Raw genomic sequence first — 25,153 nt, forward strand, 5'->3', positions numbered from 1 at the left:
GATCAGCCGCGCGGCGCGCGGGCGCAGGGGCGCGGCGGCGTTCGCGGCCTGCGGCGTGGCGGCGGCTTCGGGCGTGGGCCGCCGCGGCTGGACGCTGCGCTCCAGGGTCACGTCGATGGCGTCTTCGTCGTTGGACCGGTCCACGAACCGCGTCGCCAAGGGCCAGCCCAGGGCCGCCAGGATCACGGCGTGCAGCAGCAGCGACCCGGCCAGGACGGCGCCGTTTCGCATGCGGGTTTTGCGCGCCGTGGCGTGGGACCGGGATGGGGACCGGGAGGGGGGCAAGAACAAGCTCGACTGCGACAGGGCGGCCAGCCTCTCCACTGGACGTGGCGAAACGGTGACCGCCGAACCCTAGATGGGAGCCGCGGAGGCCTGTGCCAGTAGGGTTTGGCGCTAGTAGGGTTTGCGGATGTCGCCCTCCGGGGTCAGCGACCCCGTCGGCGCCTGCAGGAAGCAGGGTCCGGCCCGCAGGGCGTTGGGCGGGCCCTTGGGCGCCTTGTCGGCGTTGGGGCCGAACTTCACCGAGCAGCCGACGCGCGGGCCGTGGCCGGAATGCACGCTGCGTTCCTCGGAGAAGATCCCGTTCGCGCCCCGCGCCGTCAGCGGGACCATCGGGCCGGGATCGGCATAGGCCTGGGCGACGGCGTCGTAATAGGCCCGCTTGGCCGGATCGATGGGGGCGGGCAGGGACGGGGCCTTCTTGGCCAGGGCGCCGGCCTTCTCCTGGCACCGCGCCCGCTCCTCGGGGGTGAGCATGGTGTTGCGGACCCCGGCGCAGGCGAAGCCGCCCGCTCGCAGCGCCGCGCCCAGGTCGAAGTCCGGCTTGGCGGTCGACGGCGGTCCCGATGCGGCCGGGGCGGTCGCCAGAGGCAGGGGCTCGACCGGGGCGCGGCCCTGGTTCGCCGCCGGGCGAGGCGCCGGCGTCGCCGCGCCGGACCGTGTTCCCACCCGTGCCGGGCGGCGGTCGCGCTCCAGGGTCACGTCGATAGCGTCCTCGTCGTTGGAGCGGTCGGCGAACCGCACGGTCAGGGGCCAACCCAGGGCGGCCAGGATCGCCGCGTGCAGCAGCAGCGACCCGGCCACGACGGCGCCGTTTCTGGACCGGTTTGCGCCTGGCTTTGGCAAGGGGAACTCGAGGCTGACGGAATAGTCGAGCCTTTCGGTCGCGCATGGCGAAAGCGTGGCTGTGGCGCGGCGCCAGTAGGACCGTCGCTAGTAGGATCGGCGCGGATCGGGCTCGGCCGTCGACGCGGCGGCCATCGGCTGCAGGAAGCAGCGACCCCCGTCGGTGTCGGGGCCGAACCGGACCGCGCAGCCCACGCGCGGCCGGCGGCGGGCGCGGTCGTCGAAGGCGAACGGATTGCCCGCGCCTCGGGCCGACAGCGGCACCGGCGCGCGGCGCGGCGCCTGGCTGCGGGCGACGGCGTCGTAGTCGGCCCGCTCGGCCTCGGTCATCGGCGCGGGCAGGGACGGGGCGCCGCCCGCCGAAGCGCCCAGTTTCTCGCGGCACAGCTCGCGCTCGGCCGACGACAGCAGGCGCTCGCGTCCGCCCAGGCACGCCAGGCCGCTGGCGCGCAGCACCCCGGCCAGGGCTCCCACGCGGGGCGGCGGAGGCGCGATCTCGTCCGCAGGGGCGGCCATGGGGACAGGGGCGACGGCGGGCGCGGTCTCGACGCGCGGGATCGAGGGCGCGATCCAGGTCCGGACGGTGGGAGGGGCGAACCGAGACGGCGACGGCCCGACCGCGCGCGGCAAGGAGATCGCGACAGGGGCGTCGGCTTCTTCCGACGTGTCGCGCGCGGGCAGCCGGACCTCGGCGGAGCTCGTGAACGGGCGCGAGGGCAGGGAGATCGTGATCGGCCGCGCCAGGGTCAACAGGGTCGCCCCGGCCAGCCCCAGCCCCCCGGCCAGCGCCAGACCCCAATGATCGCGAAGGGATTTCGACGAATCCAAGAGGCGACCCCGTTCCGAAGCGGATAGCCTAGGATCGCCCCTGCAGGTGACGCGAGCGTGACCGTTAGGCGACTGTTAACCGACGCAAAATGCCCGGATTGACGGAAGGGGCGTTCAAGAGTAAAAACCGCGCTCTTTTCGAGGCGGACCCTGTCCGTCCTGATGAGCGCCCGTCCCATACCGACGGATAAGCCCGCCGGAACGCTACCCGCGTCCCGGCGAGTTTCGTGTTTATCAGGTCCCCTTTCTGGGGCCGAGACAAGCCGGAACAAAAACGACAAGGACCCCGAAGCGCCTCGGCCGACAGGCACACGCTTCCATCAGAGCAGAGACTTAATGCCTACCGTCAACCAGCTCATCCGCAAGCCGCGCTCTCCGAAGCCGGTCCGGAACAAGGTGCCCGCCCTGAAGGGCTGCCCCCAACGTCGCGGCGTTTGCACGCGCGTCTACACGACGACCCCGAAGAAGCCGAACTCGGCTCTGCGTAAGGTCGCCAAGGTCCGTCTGACCACCGGCATCGAAGCCGTTTGCTACATCCCGGGCGAAGGCCACAATCTGCAGGAGCACTCGGTGGTGCTCATCCGCGGCGGCCGCGTCAAGGACTTGCCCGGCGTCCGCTATCACATCCTGCGCGGCGTCCTCGACACCCAAGGTGTCAAGGATCGTAAGCAGCGTCGTTCGCTCTACGGCGCCAAGCGTCCGAAGTAAGGAAAAAGAAGAATGTCCCGTCGCCGTCGCGCCGAGAAGCGTCAAGTCCTGCCGGATCCCAAGTTTGGAGATCTGATCGTCACGAAGTTCATGAACTACGTGATGTATGAGGGCAAAAAAGCCGTCGCCGAAAACATCATCTATGGTGCTTTCGACATCCTGGAAGCCAAGCGCAAGGACCAAGGTCCGCTTGAAACCTTCCACTCCGCCCTGGACAACGTCGCCCCGGCGATCGAAGTCCGGTCGCGCCGCGTCGGCGGCGCCACCTATCAGGTGCCGGTCGAGGTCCGTCCGGACCGTCGTCGCGCCCTGGCCATCCGTTGGCTGGTGACCGCCGCCCGCAAGCGCGGCGAGAACACCATGACCGAAAAGCTGGCCGGCGAGCTGCTCGACGCTTCGAACAACCGCGGCACCGCGGTGAAGAAGCGCGAAGATACCCACAAGATGGCTGAAGCCAACCGGGCGTTCTCGCACTACCGCTGGTAACCTTTCTTACCAGCACTCTTTCAGGCGCGGGCGGTTTGAGATAAACCGCCCGCGCCGCACGTTTAAATGTCCCTGCCCCAGCTTGGGGTCGGGCTGTCACGCAGAGCTAGATCCATGGCCCGCCAGCATAAAATCGAAGACTACCGTAACTTCGGCATCATGGCGCACATCGACGCCGGAAAGACGACGACGACCGAGCGGATCCTGTATTACACGGGTAAGTCGCACAAGATCGGCGAAGTCCACGACGGCGCCGCGACCATGGACTGGATGGACCAGGAACAAGAGCGCGGCATCACGATCACGTCGGCCGCGACGACCGCTTTCTGGAAAGACAAGCGCCTCAACATCATCGACACCCCAGGCCACGTCGACTTCACCATCGAAGTCGAACGCAGCTTGCGCGTCCTCGACGGCGCCGTGACCGTTCTGGACGGCAACGCCGGTGTCGAGCCGCAGACCGAAACCGTCTGGCGCCAGGCCGACAAGTATCGCGTTCCGCGCATCGTGTTCGTCAACAAGATGGACAAGATCGGCGCCGACTTCGACAAGTCGGTCGAGTCGATCCGCGACCGCCTGGGCGCCAAGGCCGTGCCGATCCAATTCCCGATCGGTTCGGAAAGCGCCCTGAAGGGCCTGGTCGACCTGGTCCGCATGAAGGCCGTGGTCTGGGACAACGACGCCCTGGGCGCGAACTATCGCGACGAGGAAATCCCCGCCGACCTGCTGGACAAGGCCGTGGAAGCCCGCGCCTATCTGGTCGAGAACGCCGTCGAGCTGGATGACGACGCGATGGAAGCCTATCTGGGCGGCGAAGAGCCCTCGGAAGAAACCATCAAGAAGTGCATCCGCAAGGCCGTGCTGACCGGCGCCTTCTATCCGATCCTCTGCGGCTCGGCGTTCAAGAACAAGGGCGTGCAGCCCCTGCTCGACGCCGTCGTCGACTACCTGCCGTCGCCGGTGGACATCCCCGCGACCAAGGGCATCGACTTCAAGACCGAAGAAGAAGTCACCCGCAAGGCCTCGGACGAAGAGCCCCTGTCGGTTCTGGCGTTCAAGATCATGGACGACCCCTTCGTCGGCTCGCTGACCTTCTGCCGCATCTATTCGGGCAAGATGGAAACGGGCATGAGCCTGCTGAACTCGACGCGCGACAAGCGCGAGCGGGTCGGCCGCATGCTGCTCATGCACTCCAACAACCGCGAAGACATCAAGGAAGCCTATGCCGGCGACATCGTCGCCCTGGCCGGCCTGAAGGAAACCCGCACCGGTGACACCCTGTGCGATCCCCTGAAGTCGCCGGTGATCCTGGAGCGCATGGAATTCCCGGCCCCGGTCATCGAGATCGCCGTCGAGCCCAAGTCGAAGGCCGACCAGGAGAAGCTGGGCGTCGCCCTGCAGAAGCTGGCCGCCGAAGACCCGTCCTTCACCGTCTCGACCGACCACGAGTCGGGCCAGACGATCCTGAAGGGCATGGGCGAGCTGCACCTGGACATCAAGATCGACATCCTGAAGCGCACCTACAAGGTGGAAGCCAACATCGGCGCGCCGCAGGTGGCCTATCGCGAGTCCCTGGGTCGCAAGGCCGAGATCGACTACACCCACAAGAAGCAGACCGGTGGTACGGGCCAGTTCGCCCGCGTCATCATCACCTTCGAGCCGGGCGAGCCGGGTTCGGGCTTCGTGTTCGAGAACGCCATCGTCGGCGGCGCCGTGCCGAAGGAATACATCCCCGGCGTCCAGAAGGGCCTGGAATCGGTCAAGGACAACGGCCTGCTGGCCGGCTTCCCGCTGATCGACTTCAAGGCGACCCTGACGGACGGCAAGTACCACGACGTCGACTCGTCGGTCCTGGCCTTCGAAATCGCCTCGCGCGCCGCCTTCAAGGAACTGCGCGAGAAGGGCGCCCCGAAGCTGCTCGAGCCGATCATGGCCGTCGAGGTCGTGACCCCGGAAGAGTATCTGGGTTCGGTCATCGGCGACCTGAACGGTCGTCGTGGCATGATCCAGGGCCAGGACATGCGCGGCAACGCCACGGTGGTGAACGCCTTCGTGCCGCTGGCCAACATGTTCGGCTACGTGAACACCCTGCGCGGCATGTCTCAGGGCCGCGCCCAGTTCACCATGCAATACGACCACTACGAGCCGGTGCCGCAGCACGTCGCCGACGAAGTGATCAAGAAGTACGCGTAAGCTTTTTCCTTTCGGAAAAGCCTACCAGGGATTAGGACGGGCTCCTTCGGAGCTCGTCCGTCTACCACCCCAGAAGTCCAACCATTGAAGGCCCCCCTGGGGTCCTGGAGCTAAGAAAATGGCCAAGGAAAAGTTCGAACGTAATAAGCCGCACTGCAACATCGGCACGATCGGTCACGTTGACCACGGCAAGACGACGTTGACGGCCGCGATCACCATCATCCTGGCCAAGTCGGGTGGTGCGACGGCGAAGAACTACGCCGACATCGACGCCGCGCCGGAAGAAAAGGCCCGCGGCATCACGATCAACACCGCGCACGTGGAATACGAGACGGCCAACCGTCACTACGCCCACGTCGACTGCCCCGGCCACGCCGACTACGTGAAGAACATGATCACGGGCGCGGCCCAGATGGACGGCGCGATCCTGGTCGTGTCGGCCGCCGACGGCCCGATGCCCCAGACCCGCGAGCACATCCTGCTGGCCCGTCAGGTCGGCGTGCCGGCCCTGGTCGTCTACATGAACAAGGTCGACCTGGTCGACGACGCCGAGCTGCTCGAGCTGGTCGAGATGGAAGTGCGCGAACTGCTGAGCTCGTACGAGTTCCCGGGCGACGACATTCCGATCACCAAGGGTTCGGCCAAGGTGGCCATCGACGGCGGCGACCCGGTCATCGGCGAGCAGTCGATCCTGGAACTGATGACCACGGTCGACGCCTACATCCCGCAGCCGGCCCGTCCGGTCGACCAACCCTTCCTGATGCCGGTCGAAGACGTGTTCTCGATCTCGGGCCGCGGCACCGTGGTGACCGGCCGGATCGAAAAGGGCATCGTCAAGGTCGGCGAGGAAGTCGAGATCGTCGGCATCCGCGCCCCGCAGAAGACCACCTGCACCGGCGTTGAAATGTTCCGCAAGCTGCTGGACCAAGGTCAAGCCGGCGACAACGTGGGCGTGCTGCTGCGCGGCACCAAGCGCGAAGACGTCGAGCGCGGCCAAGTGCTGTGCAAGCCGGGTTCGATCACCCCGCACACCAAGTTCGCCGCCGAGGCTTACATCCTGACCAAGGAAGAAGGCGGTCGTCACACCCCGTTCTTCACCAACTATCGCCCGCAGTTCTACTTCCGCACCACGGACGTGACCGGGATCATCAAGCTGCGCGAAGGCGTGGAAATGATCATGCCGGGCGACAACGCCGAGCTGGACATCGAGCTGATCACCCCGATCGCCATGGACCAAGGCCTGCGCTTCGCCATCCGCGAAGGCGGCCGGACCGTCGGTTCGGGCGTCGTGTCCAAGATCATCGAGTAGTCGATCGATCCCAGCGACAGCTGACCTAGGCGAAGGCCCCGAGGGATACCTCGGGGCCTTTTGCTTTGGGGGCGCCCACTTGCCCCCACCTGACCGCTTCGCGGTCTGTCCGCCCCGTAGGGGGCGGAGGACGGAAGCTCGGCGCGCTTCTTCCCCCTATGGGGGAAGACGACCGCGAAGCGGTCCGTAGGGGGCAAGTGGCGCGGGAACTCTCGACAGGCTATCCTCCGACCCGAACCTCGGGGTGAGCTCTTGATCCGCAAACGCCATATGCTGCTGGCCCTGGCCGTCCTCGCGGCCGGTTGCCAGAAGACGCCGGACCCGCCGTCCAGCCTGACCCTGCCGCCCGGCCTGGGCGACCGGGTGCGGGTGCTGAGCGCCGACGCCATGGTCATCGACGGCCGCCACGTGCGCCTGGCCAACGCCTATGCGCCCCAGGGCGTGCCCGACGCCCGCTGCTGGGCGGAAGCCAGCGCGGCGCTGCAGGCGCTGGACGTGGTGCGCGGCAAGTTCAGGGACGCCCGCACGGTCACCGTCGGCCCGGCCACGGGCTTCGACGAGTTCCACCGCGAGCTGACCGTCGTCGAACTGGACGGCGTGGACCTGGGCCAGGAGCTCTACGAGCACGGCCTGGCGGCGCGGCGAACCGACGCCCCCAACGGCCGCTTCTCGTGGTGCGAGCCGCTCAGCGGCAAGGCGACCGGCGCCCCGGCGGTCAATTCCCTGCTGGACGGCGGCGTGTCCCGCTAGGACCCGCCGCCGCCGTTCCTAGCGTTCGACCGTCGAGGCCGTCGGCGTCACCGCCTCGCGCGGGGTGGTCCAGCGCGAGAGCTTGGGCGTCAGCCAGTGCTCGAAGTCGTCGACGATCTCGTAGACCACCGGCACCAGCACCAGCGACAGCACCGTCGAGGTGATCAGGCCGCCGATCACGGCCACGGCCATCGGTTGGCGGAATTCCGACCCCGTGCCCAGGCCCATGGCGGTGGGCAGCATGCCCGCCATCATGGCCAGGGTGGTCATGATGATCGGCCGGGCCCGCTCGTGACAGGCGTCCAGGATCGCGTCGCGCTGGCTCATGCCCGACCGCTCCTGCTCGATGGCGTATTCGACCAGCAGGATCGAGTTCTTGGCCGCCAGGCCCATCAGCATCAGGAAGCCGATCAGCGAGGGCAGCGACAGCGCCTGGCCCGAGACCAGCAGCGCCAGGAAGGCGCCGCCGATGGCCAGGGGCAGGGCCGACAGAATGGTGATCGGCTTGAAGAAGCTGCGGAACAGCAGCACCAGAACCCCGAACACCAGGCCGATGGCGGTCAGCAGGGCGATGGCGAAGCCGGTGAACAGCTCCACGAACGCCTCCTGGTCGCCGGCCGAGGCGGGACCGACGCCCGGCGGCAGGTTCTTCATGGTCGGCAGCGCGTTGATCTCGGCCATGGCCTGGCCCAGTTGGGCGCCGTGGTCGAGGTCGGCCTCGATGGTCACCTGCCGCTTGCGGGCGAAGCGGTCGATCTTGGCCGGACCGGCCTGGAACGACAGGTCGGCCACGGTGTCCAGGCGCGTCGTGCCGCCGCTGGCCGTGGGGATGCGCAGGGCGCCCAGGGCGTCGAGGTCGGCGCGGGTGTCGGCCGGCAGGCGCACGCGGATCGGGATCCGGCGCTCGCCCTCGGTCATCTTGGCGACGTTGGCGTCGATGTCGCCCACCGTGGCCACGCGGGCGATGGAGGCGATGTCGGCGGCGCTGACGCCCAGGCGGGCGGCCTCGTCGGGCTTGGGCCGGATCACGATCTCCGGACCGCTGGGCGGGCTGGAGGGACGCGGATCGGCCACGGTCTTCAGCCCCTGCATCTCGCGCTCGATCTTGGCGGCCGTGCGCTCCAGCAGGGGACCGTCGTCGGAGACCAGGATGTTGGAGACCTCCGACGTGCCCCAGTCGCCCAGCAGGTTCACCCGGGCGTCGGGGATGTCGTGCAGGCCGGCGCGGACATCCTGCTTCAGCTGCGTCACCGTCATGTCGCGCTTGGCGTTCAGCACGATGGTGACCGTCGCGTCGCGGACGTCGGCGCTGCTCTGGCCGTTGGGGCCGCCGGTGCCGGCGTTGGAGCCGACCTGGGCGAAGACGTGGGTCACCTCGGGCCGCTTGCGGAACATGGTGGTCACCGCCTGGATGGTACGGTCCATGTCGGCCGGCGTGGCACCGGGCGGGCCCTGAACCTTGATGTAGTAGAAGTTGGCGTTGTTGGCCGGCTGGAAGCCGGTGGGCAGCTGGGTGGCCAGGGCGATCGAGCCGGCGAAGATCAGGCCGCCGATGATGCAGCTGAGGATGCGGTGATCCAGCGACCAGTCCAGGGCGTTGCGATAGGCGCCCTTGAACTCGCGGCGCGGGTGGGGATGGCTGGCGGGCTTGAGAAAGTAGGCGGCCAGCAGCGGCGTCAGCAGGCGGGCGACCACCAGCGAGAACAGCACGGCCACGGCGACGGTCAGGCCGAATTCCTTGAAGAACTGGCCGGGCATGCCGGGCATGTAGGACACCGGCACGAACACCGCCACGATGGTGAAGGTGGTGGCCACGACCGCCAGGCCGATGGCGTCCGCCCCCTCCATCGCCGCCAGATAGGGTCTTTGACCCCGGGCGACGCGCTTTTCGATGTTCTCGATCTCGACCACGGCGTCGTCGACCAGGATGCCGATGACCAGAGTCAGGGCCAGCAGGGTCACCACGTTCAGCGAGAAGCCCATGATCGCCATGAAGGCGAAGGTGGGGATCAGCGACACGGGCATGGCGATGGCGGTGATCAGGGTGGCCCGCCATTCGCGCAGGAACAGGAACACCACCAGCGAGGCCAGCAGCATGCCTTCCAGCAGGGTGTGCTCGGTGGCCGCGAAGCTGGCGCGGGTCTCGTCCACGGTCGAGAAGATCTTCACGAACTGGATGCCCGGCTGCTTGGCCGTCAGCTCTTCGATGGCGCGCTTGACGTTGTCCTCGACGGCCACGTCGCTGGAGTCGCGGGTCTTCATCACCTGGAAGGCGACGACGGGCTTGCCGTCCAGGCGCGCGAAGCCGCGCTCCTCCTCCGAGCCCTGGCCGACCTGGGCCACGTCGGTCAGCTTCACATAGCGTCCGCCGCCGATCGGGATGGTGATGGCGCGCAGTTGCTCGACCGTGGTGGCCGCGCCCAGCACGCGCAGGGTCTGCTCGCGGCCGCCGATATTGGCCCGGCCGCCGGGGGCGTCGACGCTGAAGCTGGCCAGGGCCTGGTTCAGCTGCGGGGCGGTGACGCCGAACGAGGCCATGCGGTCGGGATCGATGATGACGTTGATCTCGCGGTCCACCCCGCCCACCCGGGCCACCTGGGCCACGCCCTTCTCGCCCTGCAGGGCGCGGGTGACGGTGTCGTCGATGTACCAAGACAGCTCGGGCGAGCTCATGCCCGGCGCCGAGACGGCGTAGGTGATGATCGGGGCGCTGGTGATCTCCAGTCGCTGGACGATGGGCTCGTCGACCTCCCGGGGCAGGATGGCCCGGGTCTGGTCGATCTTGGAGCGCACCTCGTCGGTGACCTTCTGCAGGTCCTCGCCGATGTTGAACTCGATGGTGGTGGTCGAGGCGCCCTGGACCACCGACGAGCGGATGGTCTTGACCCCGGCGATGCCGGCCACCGCGTCCTCGACGGGGCGGGTGACCTGGGTCTCCATCTCGCCGGGCGCGGCCCCGCTCTGGGTGACCGACACCACCACGGCCGGGAACTCGACATTGGGGAACTGCTTGACCGGCAGCACCATGTAGCAGCCGATGCCGGCCACGATCAGGGCGATGAACAGGATCGCGACGGGGATCGGGTTCTTGATCGCCCAGGCGGAGACGCGAAGCTCGGCCATCAGCGAGCGCCCTGCTGCGGGGCCGCCGGGCGGATCACGTCACCGTCGGTGACGAACGAGGCGCCGCCCAGGACCACGCGGGTTCCGGCCGGCGGACCCTGGACCAGCTGGGCCCAGCCGCCGCCCTTCTGGCCGATCTTCACGGCCACCTGGTGGGCGCGGTTGTTGCTGTCGACCGTCATCACCGACAGGCCGTCGGCCTCGTAGCGGATCGCCGATTCCGGCACGGCCACCACCGCCGCGCCCGAGGCGCCGAACACCGCGCGGCCGAAACCGCCGGGGCGCAGGTCGGGACGGACGGGCAGGCGCACGCGCACCTTGCCCAGGCGGGTTTCGCTGTCGACGCGCGGGCTGACCAGGCGCACCACGCCCGAGATCAGCTGGCCGCCGGGCAAGGACACCTGGGCCGACTGGCCGGGGCGCACGCCCGCCAGATCGGCTTCATTGACCTCGGCGTCCAGCTCGACCAGGCCGTCGCGGGCGATGGTGAACCACGGGGTGGTCCCGCCGCCGGCGATCTGGCCCGGCTGCACGCCGCGCTGCAGGACCCGGCCGCTGACCGGCGAAGTGATGGTCATGCGCGAGACGCGGGTGCGGATTTCCTTGAGGGCCGCTTCCTGGGCCTTGGCCTGATAGCGGCGGGTCTCGATCTGCTCCTGGCTGAGCACGCCCTGGCCGTCCAGGCCCGAGACGCGGGCCGCTTCGGCCTGGGCCTGGGCGGTGACGGCCGCCTGCTGGTCGACCTGGGCGCGCAGCAGGGTGTCGTCCAGCTGGACCAGCGGCTGGCCGGCGCGGACCCAGTCGCCCTCGTCGGCATAGAGGCGCGCGACGCGGTAGCCGGAAAGCTCCGAGCCGACGGCGGCCTCCTCGCGCGAGACCAGCAGGCCCGAGGCCTCGACCCCGCCGCCCAGGGGCCGGGTCTCGACGCTGCCGACGCTGACCGTGCGGGGGGCAGCGGTCTTGGTGTCGGCCTTGTCCTTCTTGTCGCCGCAGGCGGTCAGGCCCACCGATACGATCAGAAGCATGGCGGCGAGCGAGGTGCGGGTCGTCATGGGGGAGGGTCTCATTTCGAGGAAACTTGCGTCTTGGTGCGGTCCTGGCCGGACACGGCTTCGGGCGACCAGCCCCCGCCCAGGGCCTTGTAGGCCTGGACGGCGTGCTGGAGGGCCTGGGTCTTGGCGCCGGTCAGGGCCGTGCGGCTGGCGCGCCAGGCCGTCTCGGACTGCAGGGCGGTCGTCTGGTCGGTCAGGCCCAGGGTGTAGCCCTTGCGGCCGGCGGCGTAGGCGCGCTGGGCGCGGGCCTCGCCCTCGGTCAGCAGGGTCACGCGGCGGCGGTCGGCGGCCAGCTGGACCATGGCGTTCTCGGCCTCGCCATAGGCGGTCTGCACGGCCTTTTCGTAGGCCACGGCCGCCTGACGGGTGCGGGCGTTCTGGGCGTCGATCTCGGTCAGCAGATAGGGGATGTTCAGCACCGGGATCGAGATGTTGGCGCCCAGGGTCCAGCTGGAGCTGGTGGTCGAGGTCGTGCCGCTGGCGCCCGCGATCGGGAAGGCCGGAGACACGCTCTTGGACCAGCCCAGGCCCGGCGTCAGGTTCAGGGTCGGCAGCAGGGCCAGCTCGTTGATCTTCAGATTGCCGGCCGCCGAGGCCAGCTTGGCCTGGGCTTCGCGGATGTCGGGGCGGCGGGCCAGCAGGGCGTCGGGCAGGGTGGCGGGGATCTCCGGCGCGGCGTTCAGCGTGGCCTCGACCGGCAGGCTGGCCACCGGATCGATCCCGCGCCCGACCAGGATCAGCAGGCTGCGCTGGGCGGCCGTCAGTTGGGCCCGCAGGTTCTCGACCTGGGCCAGGCTCTGGGCCTCGTCGGCGGCGGCGCGGTCGGCTTCCGAGCCGGCGATCAGCCCGGCCTTGGCCTTCTTGGTCGAGAACTCGCGCAGCTCGCCGTTGATGCGGGCGGTCTCGCGGGCGTCTTCCAGCTGCACGGCCAGGCCGCGCGCGTCGAAATAGGACTGGGCGACGCTGGCGGCCAGGGCCGCGCGCGTGCCCTCGTAGTTGAAGCGGGCGGCGGCCAGGTCGTTGTCGACCACCTGGCGGGCGGCGCGGCGGCGGCCCCACAGGTCCAGTTCCCAGGAGACGTCGAAATTGGCGCCGTAGCTTTCGCTGTCGCCGCCCTGGGTGAAGCCGGCCGCGCCGCTGCTGTCCAGGATCTCGGTGTGGGTCCTGCTGGCGTTGCCGGTCAGGGGCGTCGACGGGATGTAGAGCTGGCGGACCTGGCCCTTGCGCAGGGCGCGGGCCTCGTCGAGCACGGCGGCGGCGCTGCGGGCGTCGGGGCTGCGCTCCAGGGCGGTCTCGATCAGCTGGGTCAGCTGCGGGTCGTTGAAGCTGGTCCACCAGCGGTCCAGCGTCGCCTGGGGCAGGGCGGCGCCGGCCGGGGCCTCGTAGGCGGAGGGCAGGCGCGTGTCCGGCGTCGGGCGGGGCGTGTGGACGCAGCCGGCCACGGCCAGTCCCGCCAGGCCCAAGGCCAGCAGGGAGGCTCCGGATCGGAATGGCCGAGGGCGCTCGCGCTCTCCGGTCATGATTTCACTCATCAACAAGCACCTGCAGTCGCGACCGAAGGGGGAGGACGGTCGCCGGTTTGTCAGTGTGGCCCGGGAGCCGACGGCGGGAGGTTGGCGACGCCGTGATAGACGTCGGCCACCTGGTCCAGAAAACGTTCGATGACCTGGCGGTCGGCCGGAGACAGACCGCCGAGGACGCGGTCCAGCCCTTCCAGCATCGGGGCCAGCTGCATGAAGGCGCGGTCGATCGACGCCTCCAGCGGCGCCACGCAGATCTTGCGCCGGTCATCGGCCTGGCGCTCGCGCGAGACGTGGCCGGCCCGCTCCAGGCGGTCGACGATCTGGGTGGCCGCGGCGGTCGTCACCTTCAGGTGCTCGGCCAACTGGCTGGGCGTCATCGGGCCGTCGCTGAGCAGTTGTTCAAGGGCGGCCATGTCGGTGACGTTCACGCCCAGGCTCTCGCCGATCCTGCGGCTGACCTGGCGGGTGAGCACGGAAATGGCCTTCAGGCGCTGACCGATGGGGTCGCGCGACACCGGCGAGGTTCGCCACGGGCCTGGTCCTGACTCGGGATCGTCCGTCATGGCGCGATCTATATTGTTAAGTGATTTAATAGTCAAAAGACTTAACGATAAGGTTGCAGGCCTGCCGGCGCGCGCCGCGCGATCGATCGTCTGGCCATTCATCGCCGTGTCCCCAAGGTCGGCGGTCGGGCGACTAACGCGGCCGACCGCCGTTCGTTCAATTGGGGGCGCGAGCGACGGGATGGAAGGGCGGGGCGTCGCATTGTCTTCCGTCCTCGCTTGGCGGCTTCACCCCTAATGACGAACGACGTCGCGGCGATGCGACATCGGCCGGCGACGATTTCGCAATGGCGGGCGTGCGCGGTCTTCGAAGGCTCGGCGTCGATGGCCGGTTGACGCCGCGTCAAAACATACCGCATCATCGAAACAGGTGTTCGACTCTTCGAGGTCGAGCGCTCGCCCGCGCGGAGAAGCGGGCATTTTACAAGCGTTTCAAAGTATCCGGCTCAAGGGGATCCTTCGGTTGTCGGCTTACGAACACGCATCTTAGGTTTTCGAAACGCGCCCTTGGCGCGGCGTGGCGCGATCTGTCGACCAAGGCCCCCGACGCCCAAAAGCCTGCGTTCAAAAAAGCAGCTCGGGAGGGAAGACAGTGAAGCAAGCGATGTTCCTGCGCGGGGCCTCGGCCCTGGCGCTCGTCTCGGCCATGGCGGCGGCGTCCGCCGTCCAGGCCCAGACCCGGCCTTCAGGCGACAACGGACCCACGGCGGTCGAGGAGATCATCGTCACCGGCTCGTTCATCCGAGGCACGCCCGAGGACGCCTCGCTGCCGGTCGACGTGATCGGGGTGGAGGACCTGCAGAAGCAGGGCTCGCCCTCGACGGTGGAGATGCTGAAAGCCCTGCCGGTCTCGAACGGCGTGCTGGGCGACACCAACCAGTTCGACAGCCGGGCCCAGGGCTCGGAAGGCTCGGGCTCGGTGAACCTGCGAGGCCTGGGCGCGCCGCGCACCCTGGTGCTGCTGAACGGCCGGCGCCTGGCCATCAACCCGCTGGGCGCGGCCGGGGCGGGCATCGTCGACACCAACATCATCCCCACCGCCGCCATCGGCCGGATCGAGGTGCTGAAGGACGGGGCCGCGGCGACCTATGGCTCTGACGCCATCGCCGGCGTCGTCAACTTCATCACCCGCAAGAACTTCAACGGGCTGGAGGCCGGCGCCGACTACCGGTTCATCGACGGCTCCAAGGGCGACTACGGCCTGAACGTCACCTACGGCAAGGTCTGGGACAACGCCAACCTCCTGGCCAGCATCGGCTGGCAGCACCGCTCCAAGCTGGGCGTGGCCGATCGCGACTGGGCCAACCAGCCCTATCTGAGCAACCCCGAGGCGGGCTGGTCGGCGGCGGGCAATCCCTCGACCTTCATCCCGGCGGCGGCCTCGACCACGGGCTTCCGCGATCCCAGCTGCTCCAGCCTGGGCGGCTATGCCGGGTTCAGCGGCCTGACGCCGGTCTGCTACTGGCACTACACGCCGTTCGACAATCTGGTCGAGAAGCAGGACGCCATCCAGCTGTACGGCGAGATCAACGCCGACCTGTCGGCCAAGACCAAGTTCCACATGGAGGCGCTCTACAGCCACACCGACGTGCCCGACTGGAACACCTCGCCGTCCTACGCCGCCCTGGCCGTGCCGACCGCCGAGGTCGCCCTCGCGCCCAGCCTGGTCGGCCGCTACTACGTGCCGGCCAACAACCCCGGCCTGATCGCCTTCATGGCCGCCAACCCCACCATCGTCACCACCAGCCTGGTGACCGGCGCTCAGACCACCGTGCCGTCGACCGTCCTGGCCGGCGGGGCGATTAACGCCGCCAACCGGCCCTACGGCCTGGGCGGCAACCCCGCCTTCGGCTACGGCCCCTCGATCGGGGCGCGGGCCTACGAGGCCTATCGGGTGTCGGGCGACCTGTCGGGCGAGTTCGACAACGGCATCGGCTGGGACCTGGCCCTGACCTATTCCCAGGAGATCGGGATCCGCACGGGCTACGACACCCTGGTCAACCGCTACCAGCTGGCTCTGCGGGGCCTGGGCGGTCCGCGCTGCGACACCGACGCGGCCACGCCCGGCGTCCAGGGCGTGCCCGGCCTCAACGGCTGCCTGTTCTATAACCCCTTCGCCAACGCCATCCCCAGCAACGCCATCACCGGCGAGCCCAATCCCGGCTATAACGCCGCCCTGGCCAACAGCGAGGAGGTGACGCGCTGGTTCTTCCAGAAGCTGACCACCAAGCAGGCCTCGCGCCTGTTCGTCGGCGAGGCGGTGCTGAACGGCAAGACCAACATCACCCTGCCGGGCGGCGACATCGCCTGGGCCGCCGGGGTGCAGTACCGCCGCACCTACTTCAAGGCCGAGTACAACGACATCTCCAACGCCCTGATCAATCCGTGCGTCAACACGCCGGACTACGGGGTGACCAACTGCACCGGCTCTGTCCGCAACGGGCCGTTCATGTTCCTGGGCGTCAACACGCCGGCCGACAAGCAGAGCGACATCATGGCCGGCTTCGCCGAGTTGTCGGTGCCGATCACCGAGGCCGTCCAGATGCAGCTGGCCGCCCGCTACGAGGACTATGGCGGAGCCACCGGCTCGACCTTCAACCCCAAGGCCGCGATCCGCTGGCAGGCCCTGCCGTGGCTGGCCTTCCGCGCCTCGGCCGGCTCGACCTTCCGGGGGCCGCCCGACCCGCAGCTGGTGACCTCGTCGGTCACCTCGCTGCAGAGCATCCTGGGCGTGTTCCGCGCCGTCGACATCTACGGCAATCCCGACCTCGCGCCGGAAAAGGCCGACGCCTACAACGCCGGGGTGCTGTTCAAGGCCGGCAACTTCCGGGGCAGCATCGACTACTTCCGCTTCGACTTCGACAAGCCGATCGTCGCCGAGCCGGTGGGCGGCATGGTCGCGGCCCTCTATCCGAACGGGGCGACCGGGGCCAACAACTGCGGCAATCCCACCTACGCGGCCCTGCAGGCGCGGTTCACCTTCACCACCAGCTGCAGCACGATCTCGTCGCTGGCGCGGCTGAAGACCTACTATGTGAACGGCCCGTCGATCCGCAATTCGGGCTTCGATTTCTCGGCCGACTATCGGTTCGAGGGCGTGCTGGGCGGCGACCTCACCATCGGCGGCAACGCCACCTACATCCAGGAATACAAGGTCGCGGCCCAGACTGTCGAAGGGATCGTGGTCACCCCGGCCTTCGACGCGGTGGGCCTGCTGAACTACCAGACCATCGCCGTGCCCATCCCGCAGTGGAAGGGCGACGCCTATGCCGAATGGACCGTGGGGCCGCACAACGTGCGCCTGACGGTGCACTATATCGACAGCTACACCGACCAGCGCACCGCGCCGTTCGCGGCCGGGGCCTACAAGGACTCCACCGGCGCGCCGGTGCAGGTCAGCGCCGGCAAGACGATCGGCAAGCAGGTGCTGACCGACCTGGCCTACCGCGTGTTCCTGCCCTGGGACGCCACCCTGACGGCGGCGGTCACCAACCTCTTCGACGAGGACCCGTCCTATGCGCGACTGGACCTTGGGTACGACCCGTTCACGGGGGATCCCCTGGGGCGGACGTACAAGGTGGGGGTGAAGAAGAAGTTCTAAGGGTTCTGGGGGCGAACACTTGCCCCCTACGGGCCTACGGCCCTCCTTCCCCCGTAGGGGGAAGAGGACTGCAACGCGCGTCCTCCGCCCCCTATGGGGGCGGACAGACCGCGAAGCGGTCAGGTGGGGGCAAGTGGGCGCCCACCGGCCTACTTCGAAAACAACCCCGTCAGCAGCGGCCGGGCGAACAGCCTGGCCGCGTCGTCGCGTTCCAGGCCCGGCAGCCAGGTGCCCAGCGAGGCGGCGGCGTTGAGCATGGAGTTGATCATGTGGGCGGCGATCATCGGGTCGACCGCCCGCACCGAGCCCTCGGCGATGCCGTCGGAGATGATCGCGGCGAAGCGCTCGGACCCGCGGCCGTAGCCTTGCGACATCTCGTGGCGCAGCTCGATCGGCAGGGCGCCCAGGGACGAAGCGCGCAGCAGCGGGCCGTGGTCCGACAGCTGGTAGGCCACCAGGGCCGCCGTCGCCGACGACAGCTGGGCCCAGCTGTCCACGCCCAGGGCGCGGGCGTCGGCCTGGGCCTTGCGGGTGACGGCGAAGGTGCGCTCGAAGCACTCCACCACCAGGGCGTCCTTGTCCTCGTGGTGGTGGTAGAACGAGCCCTTGGTGACGTTCAATTGGGCTGAGATGTCCTCGACCGAGGCCCCGCGATAGCCGCGCTGGTTGATCAGGCGGGTGGCGGCCACCAGGAAGGTCTCGCGCCACTCCTGGCCGTCGGGCGACGAAGGCGTGGGGTCGGGCAGGGCCAGCGGCTCCCAGCTCCTGCCCGCCGGGGCCAGGCCGTTGACCAGGATGTCGTACATCTTGTCGCGCACGCGGCCGTAGTCGTCGGTGTCGTAGCGGCGCAGCCACGAGCTGGACCAGAACACCTGCTCGAGCAGCAGGTGTGTGCGGGCGTTGCGGTCGATCTTCTCCAGATGGTCGAAGGCCTGGCCCTCGAAGAAGCGGCGCACCCGGCGGAAGAGATCGTTGAACGCGCCCTGGACCGAGCCGCGCAGGGGCTCCTTCAGGGCTCGCATCTCGGTGAAGCTGGTCAGGGGCGTCTCCTCGCCCAGCCGCACCCGGCGGTTCAGGTCGAGATAGAGATCCAGGAACTTCAACAGCTGGCTGGGCGCGTCGGGCGCCTTGCCGGCCTCGGTGACCAGGGCGTCGAACCGCTCCAGGCCGCGCATGAAGCAGGCGGCCGCCAGGTCGTCCTTCTTGCGGTAGTAGTAGGTGACGCTGGTGGTGATCAGCCCGACCTTGGCCGCCACGTCGGCCAGGGTCATGCCCTTGACGCCCTGGCGATTCAGGATGGCGGTGGCGGCGGCGAGGATCGCCTCCTTCTTCTTCGCGTACCGCTCGGTGGCGGGGCTCGCGATCCGGCCGTCGTCCATGTCTCGCCCCCAGTTACGCGGCCCACGCGCGGGTCTTTGGACCCGTTGGTCCAATTTAGGAAGCCCTGGTTTGGCGACAAGGCGCGCGACCAGCTTCGGCGCCGCTTTCGTGGGCGCGGAATCTTGCAGGCGTGTTGCAGGATAAAGGCGCGGACGCGACCGTTCGAACCGGCGTTACGTCGTCAGGCCTGCTTACGGGCCGGCTTCTGGGGCGGTTCGGCCAGGGCCGCGACGATCGCCTGGATCAGGGCGCTGGGCGACAGGGGCTTGGCCACCGCGCCGTTCATGCCCGCCGCCAGGTACGAGGCCTGCTGGTGGGCCAGGGCGTTGGCGGTCATGGCCAGGATCGGCGTGCGGGCCGCCTCGCCGCCCAGCTCGCGGATGCGCCGGGTGGCCTCGACGCCGTCCATGCCGGGCATCTGGATGTCCATCAGGATCAGGTCGAAGCCCGCGCCGCCGCGCTCGACGGCCTCCAGCCCCTGGGCGCCGTCGTCGGCGGTCTCGACGTCCGCCCCCATCGCCTGCAGCAGCCGGCCGGCGATCAGGCGGTTGGTGGCGTTGTCCTCGACGACCAGCACGCGCAGACCCGACAGCAGCGCCTCGTCCTCGGCCTCGTCGCCGGCCACGGCCTCGGCCGCCGGCGGGGCGGCGATCTCCAGCCAGAAGATCGAGCCGCCGCCCGGGCGCGGCCGGAAACCGACGTCGCCGCCCATCAGCGTGGCCAGCCGCCGGGTGATCGACAGGCCCAGCCCCGCCCCGCCGAAGCGGCGGGTGGTCGAGCCGTCGGCCTGGCTGAAGCGCTCGAACAGGCCGTCGGCGGCGGCCTGGTCGATGCCCACCCCGGTGTCCTCGATCTCGAAGCGCAGGCGCGGCGCGCCCGGATCGCCCGCCGCCGTCAGGCGCGCCTGGACCTCGCCCTCCAGGGTGAACTTCACGGCGTTGCCCAGGAGGTTGAACAGCCCCTGGCGCAGCCGCAGCGGGTCGGCCTCGATCCAGCCCAGGTCCGGATCGGCGGTGACCGTCAGGGCCAGGCCCTTCTGTCCGGCCTGGGGCCGCAGCAGGTCGGCGACGCTGCGCAGCAGGGCGGCCGGGTCGATCGGCTCGGGATCCAGCTCCAGCTTGCCGGCCTCGATCTTGGAGAAGTCGATGATGTCGTTGAGCAGCTCCGACAGCATGGCCCCGCAGCCCAGGGCCTCGGTCAGCAGGCGCCGGCCGTCGGCCGACAGCGTCTCGCGCTTGAGCAGGTGCATCACGCCCAGCACCCCGTTCATCGGGGTGCGGATCTCGTGGGACATGTTGGCCAGGAACTGGGCCTTGGCTTCGGCGGCGTCCAGGGCCGCGTCGCGGGCGGCGACCAGCTCGGTGACGTCCTGGCTGATGCCGATCACGTCCCAGGCCTTGGCGCTGGCCCCGCGCGCCCCGCGCCAGGCGGCCCGCATCCACACCCAGCTGTCGTGGGCCGGGTCCAGGTAGCGATAGGTCAGCAGGCTGTAGTCGCCGGTCGCCAGGGTGCGGCTGAAGGCGCCCCAGACCATCTCGCGATCCTCGGGATGGATCGAGGCGGTCATCTCCTCGACGGTCATGGTGCGCACCCCGCCCTGAGGCGCGGACGGGGTGGGGATGTCCTGCTCGAAGACGTAGATCCCCTTGCGCGGATCGAACCGCCAGACATAGACGCCGGCCGAGCTGCGCAGCAGCTCGTTGGCGCGCTCGGCCTGCTGGCGCTCGATGCGGCGGGCGCGGTCCTCGGTGAAGTCCTGGAAGACGATCAGCAGGGCCTCGCCGCCTCGCGTGCCGGGCAGCATCTTGGTCTGGGAGCGCACCCACAGCCAGCCGCCGCCCTTGCGGGCCAGACGGTGCTCGGACCGGGCCTCGCCCTCGGCGCGCAGGGTGACGCCGATGCCGCGGATGGTGTCGGTGTCGTGCAGGTGGAAGAAGTCGCGGATCGGCCGGCCCAGGGTCTCTTCCAGCGTCCAGCCGGTCAGGCGCAGCCAGGCGGGATTGACCCGCACGATGGCGTCGTCCTCCAGCACCACGAACATGTCGAGGCTGCTTTCGAAGAACCAGTCGGCGGCGGCCTGCTCGATGCCGGATCCCATGACGTCCCCCGGCGGTTCATGGGGCCCTTGTCGCGCAAGCGCTTGCCCATCCCCGCTCCCTAGTTTTCAATCGATATGCGCACGAGGGGGTAAAGGTAGGGTTGCGACGTACCGCCCCTTCGATCGTCGCGCGTGAAAACAGTAAGCCGCCTGCGTTAAGGACGGCCGCAGGAGGAACATCGTCTTGAGCACACCTGAAGCCGTGGGTCTGTCGTCCGACCGACTGAAGCGCATCGACGCCTTCCTGCAGGAGCACTATGTCGGCCCCGGAAAGCTGCCCTGCGCCTTGGTTCAGGTGTGGCGTCGCGGCCAATTGGCGCACACGACGATTCTGGGCTCGGCGGACAAGGAACGCGAGCTTCCGCTGAAGGCCGACAGCCTGTTCCGCATCTATTCGATGACCAAGCCGGTCACCTCGATCGCCTTCATGATGCTGGTCGAGGAGGGCAAGGTGGCGCTGGACGATCCGGTGCATCGCTACATCCCGGCGTGGAAAAATCTCGGCGTGTTCCAGGCGGGCGTGCAGGGCGCCTTCCAGACCAAGCCGGTCGACCAGCCGATGCGGATCATCGACCTGCTGCGCCATACCGCCGGTTTGACCTACGGCTTCCAGCAGCGCTCCAACGTCGACGCGGCCTATCGCAAGCTGAAGCTGGACGGGGTGGACAGCGAGGGCGGACTGCTCGACTTCGTCGGCGCCCTGGGCACCCTGCCGCTGGAGTTCTCGCCCGGCGAGGCCTGGAACTATTCGGTGGCCACCGACGTGCTGGGCTATCTGGTCCAGCTGATCTCGGGCCAGCCCTTCGACGTCTTCCTGAAGGAGCGGATCTTCGAGCCGCTGAAGATGGTCGACACCGGCTTCTTCGTGCCGGAGGACCAGCGCCACCGCTTCACCGCCTGCTACGCCCTGAACCCCAAGGGGCAGGTGGTGCTGCAGGACGACCCGGAGACCAGCGCCTATCTCTCCGATCCGGCGGTGAAGTCGGGCGGCGGCGGACTGGTCTCGACCGCCGACGACTACATGCGCTTCTGCCGGATGCTGCTGAACGGCGGCGAGCTGGACGGGGCGCGGATCGTCAGCCCCAAGACCATCAAGCTGATGGCCATGAACCACCTGCCCGGCGGCAAGGAGCTGACCGAGATGTCGCGCTCGCTGTTCAGCGAGGCGGTGTTCGAAGGCCTCGGCTTCGGCCTCGGCTTCGCCATGACCATAGACCAGGCGCGGACCAAGAACATCGGCTCGCTGGGCGAATACTTCTGGGGCGGCATGGCCTCGACCGCCTTCTGGGTCGACCCGGTCGAGGACCTGGCGGTGGTGTTCATGACCCAGCTGATCCCCTCGGCCGCCTATCCGATCCGGCGCGAGCTGCGGACCCTGGTCTATGCGGCGATGACGGAGAGCAACGGCTGACGACCGCAAGAAAGCGGCGCGGGAGAGGGCTCCCGCGCCGAGTGCGCTTCACCTAGTCGACACGCCGGAACGGCGCGCCGCGTGCGCGCGAGGCGGCGGCTTCGAAGACATGGAACGCGTGCAAGCAGCGTCCGGAAGCCCAATCCCCACGCGTACGCTCATGACAGTCGGAATCCGTAAACGGTGAAGCCTCGCGTCCTGGCGAGGATCCAGATCCTGGCGGCTTCCCCCCGCCCGCACGGATTGGCTCCGGCTGAAACTCTTGTTTCGAATTTCGAGTATGAATGCGGCGGCGTCAATGGCCGGGCGCCTAAATTCCCGGCGCCGTTACGGACCTCTGGACTTCGCCGCCGGGTCGTGCAGGGTTTGTGTCAAACAACCGTTCAAAAGAACGCAACCAAACCGAGGGTGGACACGCCATGGCCGCGATCAACAACGTCACCGATCTGACCGTCGAAGGCGACATCGGGATCGTCACGCTGGACTCGCCGCCGGTCAACGCCCTGGGGGCGGCCGTGCGCCAGGGGCTGAAGGACGCCTTCGAGGCGGCCATCGCCGACAGCGCCGTCCAGGCCATCGTGCTGATCTGCGCGGGCAAGACCTTCATCGCCGGCGCCGACATCTCCGAGTTCGGCAAGCCGATGGTCGGTCCCACCCTGCAGGAGGTGCAGGCGGTGATCGAGGGCTCGCCCAAGCCGGTGGTGGCGGCGATCCACGGCACGGTGCTGGGCGGCGGCCTGGAGGTGGCCCTGGTCGCCCACTACCGCGTGGCCGTGCCCTCGGCCAAGGCGGGCCTGCCGGAAGTGAACATCGGCCTCTTGCCCGGCGCCGGCGGCACTCAGCGTCTGCCGCGCGTGGTGGGTCCCGAAAAGGCCCTGGAGATGGTCACCACCGGCCAGCACATCCCGGCCAAGGCGGCGCTGGCCATGGGCCTGTTCGACAGCCTGGTCGACGAGGGCGCCCTGCGCGACGGGGCCGTCGCCTTCGCTCGCGTGGTGCTGGCCGAGGGCAAGCCCCTGACCCGCATTCGCGACCAGAACGACAAGGTCGAGGCCGCGCGCGGCAAGCCCGAGATCTTCAGCGAGTACCGCAAGGCCAACGCCCGCAAGTTCCGCGGCTTCAAGGCCCCGGAATACAACATCCAGTGCATCGAGGCGGCGGTGAACCTGCCGTTCGACGAGGGCATCGCGGTCGAGCGCAAGCTGTTCCTGGAACTGCTGACCGGCAGCCAGTCGGCCGCACAGCGCCATGTGTTCTTCGCCGAGCGCCAGGCCGCTAAGATCCCCGACGTGCCGGACGACACCGCCATCATCCCGGTCAAGAAGGTGGGCGTGATCGGCGCCGGCACCATGGGCGGCGGCATCTCGATGAACTTCCTCAACGCCGGCATCCCGGTCACCATCATCGAGGCCAAGCAGGAGAACCTGGATCGCGGCGTGGGCGTGATCCGCAAGAACTACGAGAACACCGCCAAGAAGGGCCGTCTCACCCAGGACGACGTCGAAAAGCGCATGGGCCTGCTGACGCCCTCCATGCACCTGGAGGACCTGGCCGACTGCGACCTGATCATCGAGGCCGTGTTCGAGCTGATGGAGATCAAGCAGGAAGTGTTCGGCAAGCTGGACAAGATCGCCAAGCCCGGCGCGATCCTGGCCTCCAACACCAGCTATCTCGACATCGACGTGATCGCGGCCTCGACCTCGCGCCCCGAGAGCGTGATCGGCCTGCACTTCTTCTCGCCGGCCAACGTCATGCGCCTCCTGGAAATCGTGCGCGGGGCCAAGACCGACAAGTCGGTGATCGCCACCTCCATGCAGATCGGCAAGAAGATCGGCAAGGTGGCGGTGCTGGTCGGCAACTGCCACGGCTTTGTCGGCAACCGCATGCTGGCCCAGCGCCAGCGCGAGGCCCAGAAGCTGATCCTGGAAGGCGCCATGCCCTGGGACGTCGACCGCGTGCTGTACGACTTCGGCCTGCCGATGGGGCCGTTCGCCATGAGCGACCTGGCCGGTCTCGACATCGGCTGGGACCCGGCCAAGACCTCCTCGTCCACCGTGCGCGAGGTGCTCTGCGAGATGGACCGCCGCGGCCAGAAGAACGGCAAGGGCTTCTACGACTACGACGAGAACCGCGTCGCCAAGCCGTCGAAGGAGGTCGAGCAGGTGATCCTCGACTTCGCCGAGAAGCGCCAGATCCAGCGCCGCGAGATCAGCGACCAGGAGATCCTGGAGCGGTGCCTCTATCCGATGGTCAACGAGGGGGCCAAGATCCTCGAAGAGGGCAAGGCCATCCGAGCTTCGGACATCGATACCGTCTGGATCAACGGCTACGGCTGGCCCGTCTATACCGGCGGCCCGATGTTCTGGGGCGAGCTGGAAGGCCTGCCCAAGATCCTGGCCAAGATGCAGGAGTTCCAGGCCAAGCTCGGCGACGACTTCAAGCCGTCGGCCCTGCTGGAGCGGCTGGTGGCCGAGGGCAAGGGGTTCAAGGACGCTTAGCGGCCTTCTCACTTACAATCGGCAGAAGATGTGAGGGAGGTCACTACATGGTTGCTATCTATGATGGACTTAAGTTCAACACGCCTTTGGAAGCTCAGTGGGCTGCATTTTTCGATCTCGCGCGGTGGGATTGGAAGGTAAATCCAGCATCCGTCGGCAATTGGTCGCCAGATTTTCGTGTGAAGTTTCCCTGCGGCCACTCGGAGTGCGGCGGATCGCACACTTTGTTGGTAGCTGTGCTGCCGGTGTCCAAAGTGGAAGATTTTGGAGCGCATCCCTCACTTTCCCATCGCTATGGGATTAGCGACGACGAAGTGCGCGCTCACGCAGCAGTAGATGCAGGCGCGGCATTTGGAACTTCACCCAAAGTATCGACATGGGAAATGTCACACGGCGCGGGCGGAGGCGTTGAGGCCGTCGATCGCTGGGTCGAAAATGCCCAAGCCTTGTGGGAACAGGCTGCGAGCCGGGTATCCAAAAGGTAGCAGCCTCCGACGCCAAC

At 68.4% G+C, this 25,153-nt stretch carries 17 protein-coding genes and 1 pseudogene; 9 read left to right on the plus strand and 9 right to left on the minus strand.

All coding sequences use genetic code 11. From position 1 onward, the window contains the following. The 3 genes and pseudogenes from AC07OA_RS21340 to AC07OA_RS21350 all read right to left on the minus strand — a co-directional run. Positions 1-231: pseudogene (locus tag AC07OA_RS21340) on the minus strand (hypothetical protein); the annotation flags it as partial. A gap of 165 nt (positions 232-396) precedes the next feature. Continuing rightward, complete coding sequence (locus AC07OA_RS21345; protein WP_494665839.1) at positions 397-1,086, minus strand: hypothetical protein; 690 nt, start codon at positions 1,084-1,086, stop codon at positions 397-399. A gap of 129 nt (positions 1,087-1,215) precedes the next feature. Beyond that, positions 1,216-1,956 carry a hypothetical protein gene (locus AC07OA_RS21350; protein ID WP_494665840.1) on the minus strand — a complete coding sequence of 247 codons (741 nt, stop codon included), beginning with the start codon at positions 1,954-1,956 and terminating at the stop codon, positions 1,216-1,218. Between the two features lie 336 nt (positions 1,957-2,292). On the opposite strand from AC07OA_RS21350, the gene rpsL reads away from it, so the two are divergent. The 5 genes from rpsL (at position 2,293) to AC07OA_RS21375 (ending at position 7,402) form a co-directional block, all read left to right on the plus strand. After that, the gene (gene rpsL, locus AC07OA_RS21355) at positions 2,293-2,664 is read left to right on the plus strand and encodes a 30S ribosomal protein S12 (RefSeq protein ID WP_058350131.1); all 372 of its coding nucleotides are present in this window, start codon (positions 2,293-2,295) and stop codon (positions 2,662-2,664) included. A 12-nt stretch (positions 2,665-2,676) separates the two neighbouring features. Continuing rightward, positions 2,677-3,150, plus strand: a complete 474-nt coding sequence (rpsG, locus tag AC07OA_RS21360) for a 30S ribosomal protein S7 (protein ID WP_058350130.1) — start codon at positions 2,677-2,679, stop codon at positions 3,148-3,150. Between the two features lie 114 nt (positions 3,151-3,264). After that, positions 3,265-5,343: an elongation factor G gene (fusA, locus tag AC07OA_RS21365; RefSeq protein WP_494665841.1), complete on the plus strand. Its 2,079-nt coding sequence runs from the start codon at positions 3,265-3,267 to the stop codon at positions 5,341-5,343. A 118-nt stretch (positions 5,344-5,461) separates the two neighbouring features. Then, positions 5,462-6,652: an elongation factor Tu gene (gene tuf / locus AC07OA_RS21370; RefSeq protein ID WP_494664800.1), complete on the plus strand. Its 1,191-nt coding sequence runs from the start codon at positions 5,462-5,464 to the stop codon at positions 6,650-6,652. A 252-nt stretch (positions 6,653-6,904) separates the two neighbouring features. Then, positions 6,905-7,402 (plus strand): thermonuclease family protein, encoded by a 498-nt coding sequence (locus AC07OA_RS21375; protein ID WP_494665842.1) that lies wholly within the window; start codon positions 6,905-6,907, stop codon positions 7,400-7,402. An 18-nt stretch (positions 7,403-7,420) separates the two neighbouring features. Here AC07OA_RS21375 and AC07OA_RS21380 read toward each other — a convergent pair whose 3' ends face one another. The 4 genes from AC07OA_RS21380 to AC07OA_RS21395 all read right to left on the minus strand — a co-directional run bounded on the left by AC07OA_RS21380 (position 7,421) and on the right by AC07OA_RS21395 (position 13,663). After that, positions 7,421-10,525 (minus strand): efflux RND transporter permease subunit, encoded by a 3,105-nt coding sequence (locus AC07OA_RS21380; RefSeq protein ID WP_494665843.1) that lies wholly within the window; start codon positions 10,523-10,525, stop codon positions 7,421-7,423. Beyond that, positions 10,525-11,592 carry an efflux RND transporter periplasmic adaptor subunit gene (locus AC07OA_RS21385; RefSeq protein ID WP_494665844.1) on the minus strand — a complete coding sequence of 356 codons (1,068 nt, stop codon included), beginning with the start codon at positions 11,590-11,592 and terminating at the stop codon, positions 10,525-10,527. Before AC07OA_RS21385 ends, AC07OA_RS21380 begins: the two co-directional genes overlap by 1 nt. Further along, on the minus strand, positions 11,589-13,097 hold the full coding sequence (locus AC07OA_RS21390) for an efflux transporter outer membrane subunit (RefSeq protein WP_494665845.1): 1,509 nt from the start codon (positions 13,095-13,097) through the stop codon (positions 11,589-11,591). Before AC07OA_RS21390 ends, AC07OA_RS21385 begins: the two co-directional genes overlap by 4 nt. A 62-nt stretch (positions 13,098-13,159) precedes the next feature. Beyond that, on the minus strand, positions 13,160-13,663 hold the full coding sequence (locus AC07OA_RS21395) for a MarR family winged helix-turn-helix transcriptional regulator (RefSeq protein WP_494665846.1): 504 nt from the start codon (positions 13,661-13,663) through the stop codon (positions 13,160-13,162). Positions 13,664-14,255: 592 nt separating this feature from the next. Here AC07OA_RS21395 and AC07OA_RS21400 point away from each other — a divergent pair. Then, complete coding sequence (locus tag AC07OA_RS21400; RefSeq protein ID WP_494665847.1) at positions 14,256-17,264, plus strand: TonB-dependent receptor domain-containing protein; 3,009 nt, start codon at positions 14,256-14,258, stop codon at positions 17,262-17,264. Between the two features lie 149 nt (positions 17,265-17,413). Here the strand turns inward: AC07OA_RS21400 and AC07OA_RS21405 are convergent, their stop codons facing one another. Together AC07OA_RS21405 and AC07OA_RS21410 are read right to left on the minus strand one after the other, a co-directional pair. Continuing rightward, on the minus strand, positions 17,414-18,643 hold the full coding sequence (locus tag AC07OA_RS21405; protein WP_494665848.1) for a TetR/AcrR family transcriptional regulator: 1,230 nt from the start codon (positions 18,641-18,643) through the stop codon (positions 17,414-17,416). Between the two features lie 182 nt (positions 18,644-18,825). Continuing rightward, complete coding sequence (locus AC07OA_RS21410) at positions 18,826-20,742, minus strand: ATP-binding protein (protein ID WP_494665849.1); 1,917 nt, start codon at positions 20,740-20,742, stop codon at positions 18,826-18,828. 184 nt (positions 20,743-20,926) lie between these two features. Between AC07OA_RS21410 and AC07OA_RS21415 the strand changes: the two genes are divergently transcribed. The 3 genes from AC07OA_RS21415 (at position 20,927) to AC07OA_RS21425 (ending at position 25,136) form a co-directional block, all read left to right on the plus strand. Then, positions 20,927-22,153 carry a serine hydrolase domain-containing protein gene (locus AC07OA_RS21415; RefSeq protein ID WP_494665850.1) on the plus strand — a complete coding sequence of 409 codons (1,227 nt, stop codon included), beginning with the start codon at positions 20,927-20,929 and terminating at the stop codon, positions 22,151-22,153. A gap of 419 nt (positions 22,154-22,572) precedes the next feature. Then, positions 22,573-24,651, plus strand: a complete 2,079-nt coding sequence (locus tag AC07OA_RS21420; protein ID WP_494665851.1) for a 3-hydroxyacyl-CoA dehydrogenase NAD-binding domain-containing protein — start codon at positions 22,573-22,575, stop codon at positions 24,649-24,651. A 47-nt stretch (positions 24,652-24,698) separates the two neighbouring features. After that, the gene (locus AC07OA_RS21425; RefSeq protein WP_494665852.1) at positions 24,699-25,136 is read left to right on the plus strand and encodes a hypothetical protein; all 438 of its coding nucleotides are present in this window, start codon (positions 24,699-24,701) and stop codon (positions 25,134-25,136) included. The last annotated feature ends 17 nt before the right edge of the window (positions 25,137-25,153 follow it).

Source organism: Caulobacter sp. GW821-FHT09B08, from assembly GCF_059418225.1.